The organism is Endothiovibrio diazotrophicus (genome assembly GCF_054657215.1).
Window position 1 is genome coordinate 1 of the sequence record NZ_BAAHXB010000234.1, and the last position, 2,430, is coordinate 2,430.

Annotated in this window: 1 protein-coding gene and 2 pseudogenes; all 3 read right to left on the bottom strand. The window is 52.7% G+C overall.

Translation table 11 applies throughout. The features are described from left to right. Positions 1–613 precede the first annotated feature (613 nt). A complete protein-coding gene (locus tag ACYQ2W_RS26000) occupies positions 614–1,054 on the bottom strand; it encodes a hypothetical protein (protein WP_459873941.1) in 441 nt (146 codons plus the stop codon). Next, positions 1,045–2,001, bottom strand: a pseudogene (locus ACYQ2W_RS26005) (RHS repeat-associated core domain-containing protein); the annotation flags it as partial. The pseudogene ACYQ2W_RS26005 and the gene ACYQ2W_RS26000, both read right to left, overlap by 10 nt. Positions 2,002–2,288: 287 nt before the next feature. Next, positions 2,289–2,369, bottom strand: a pseudogene (locus ACYQ2W_RS26010) (transposase); the annotation flags it as partial. Positions 2,370–2,430: the final 61 nt, after the last annotated feature.

The following is a 2,430-nucleotide window of genomic DNA, read 5'->3' on the forward strand; positions in this document are numbered from 1 at the left end:
CTCCTCCCGGTCGCGTCCTGGAAGCTGCCGCAGAACGGGTTTCGATTCAGCGTCCGGTGCAAACGTGGAAGGCGCCGCGGTGCACAGCGGGGTCACCCATTAGCCGACCCCTGTCAAGGGCACGAATGCCTCTTTGGTACCCGCCGGGCACCCGTGGTAGCAGCCGCTCGGCGATGAGCTTTCCCGATCGCGCGCCCGAGTTCTCGCTGGCTGTTTGGATGGACCGCGGCGATGGTCAATCAAGTCTGTTGGTTTCGCCGAACCCCGTACGGACTCGTCGCCGTGGTCCAGATTCGTTTCACTTAACTCATGCGAACGCGTTACCGATATCGGAAAAATAGGGTCATACGAAAAATAGGGTCAGGTCTTTCTCGTTGCCTTTTTTCTCGATTGATAATGCGGCTGATATAAATCTCCTCGCGCCCATTTCCTCGAAATGGTTACATGGTAAAGGGCGCCTGCGAATTCAATTCGTAGTGGTCTGGCCATGGGGTCACACTACCTGGAATTGCGCTGATAGACAACAAGAAAGACCTGACCCCAGCGCACTGGTGACGGTCGAGGAGGGTTGAGAGGCAAAACCCCGCTCGGTTTGCGACCTAACGGGGTTTTTCTACAGTCTCTTGGAAAGACCGCTCACAACCAAGAAACCAACGGCACTCCATGCCCAACAAAGTAATACAAGATTCCCCCATAGGGTAAAGAGAAATGTGTCCACTCCAAATAAGAGCATGAAGTTGTTAAGCCTGGCCACGCCATCAGGCATCGATAGAACAGAAATATAATAAGAAACGAGTCCAGCCAGATAACCAGAAGCCATCCCCATAATGACGCCCTTCCACAGCGCGGAACGCTTCAGCTTTTCGTACAACGCAAACAAGAAAATGGCCACAATAATGATGTATGAAACAGAATATCCAACCGTTCCCGAATGCATCACAGAAAAAACTCTGGACAATCCTGATATCAGGTAAACAACGGCCGTTACAGCAGTCCCGATAAGTGCCAAGAAGATTCGTGTGTAATATCGAAAAGAATGCATGGCTATCTGCATTGCGCATTCTTCGCATTGTCGTATAGCGAGCTTGGCCACGCCGATGGCTCGATACCACAGGCACCACCAAGGGCGCTAGAAACAGATGCAGCACATTCAAAGGGCGCAGCGCCACCCAGCCTTGTAGCGCGCTCAATTATTCCCCGCTCCTGTTCAAGTGTTGTTGGGACTGGATAGATTCTTACGATATCACCTCTGTCAATGTGGAACTTGACATAATCCGAGATGCTTGCCGCGTTCCCCTCAAAATAATCACCGGTACCTCGAGGCTCTCCCCCTGTTGGTTGATAGGATCCCGCGGGATCGTAAAGGAATGGAGTCCTACCATCGCCGCCGATATATATCGCCGAGTGAGGAATTGCACCACTGACATGAATTACTGCGGTGTAAAGTCCCAAAGGATCGGTAAGGTTCAGTGGGTCGTTGAGTACATAGGTGTACAAATTTATTCCACCATCAAATCTCACCGGATCCTTACTCGTCCACCGTCCCGTCTTCGGATCATAATCCCGCGCTCCAAACCGCACCAATCCCGTATCCCGATCGTACAGCCCCCCAGCGAATCCGAATGGCTGGAACCCCGGATTGGTATCCTCGATCACCCGCCCGAACTCGTCGTAGCGCATCCGCTGCACCACCGAGCCGGTGTTGCTGTCGATCACCATCCGTGGGCTTCCCAGGTGGTCGCTGATGATAGAGTAACTCACACCTTCCTTGACCATATAGGCGGGTACGTTTGGCTTGTCGGCGTAGATGAAATAGCTGACTACGTTGTTGTCCCCGTCCAGCTCGGCGACGGGGTTTAGCTGATCCTTATAGAGAAATCCCTGGATCAGCAAACCATCGACCTTCTTGCCGATACGGCGATTTCGACCATCGATCAGATAGTCGATCACCACGTCATCACTCCGGGTTACACTGGTCAGGTTTCCTACTGCATCGTAAGCGTAGAGCGTAGTCCCACTCTCATCATCTCGACTCCATAACGAATAAGGTTAGATCGTGTTCGCTGAGCGCAGCGAAGCGAACCACGATCTGAACCGTTTGTTGGACAAGCCCGTGGTCAAGGTAGGGGTAGAAAATATCTTTTTGGAGCTGACCGGGGAAGACGGCCTCCGTCTCGCTGGAGGCCGTCTTCCACCGGTATCTGGGGTCGCCGTTGCGGCGAGCCGGCGCGAAAAATAGGGTCAGGTCTTTCTCGTTGCCTTTTTTCTCGATTGATAATGCGGCTGATATAAATCTCCTCGCGCCCATTTCCTCGAAAGGTTACATGGTAAAGGGCGCCTGCGAATTCAATTCGTAGTGGTCTGGCCATGGGGTAACACTACCTGGAATCGCATTGATAGGCAATAAGAAAGACCTGACCCCGTAGCGCT

Excerpts from the sequence above, each read along its gene's own strand:
- ACYQ2W_RS26000 (WP_459873941.1), bottom strand. The coding sequence starts at position 1,054 with ATGCAGATAGCCATGCATTCTTTTCGATATTACACACGAATCTTCTTG.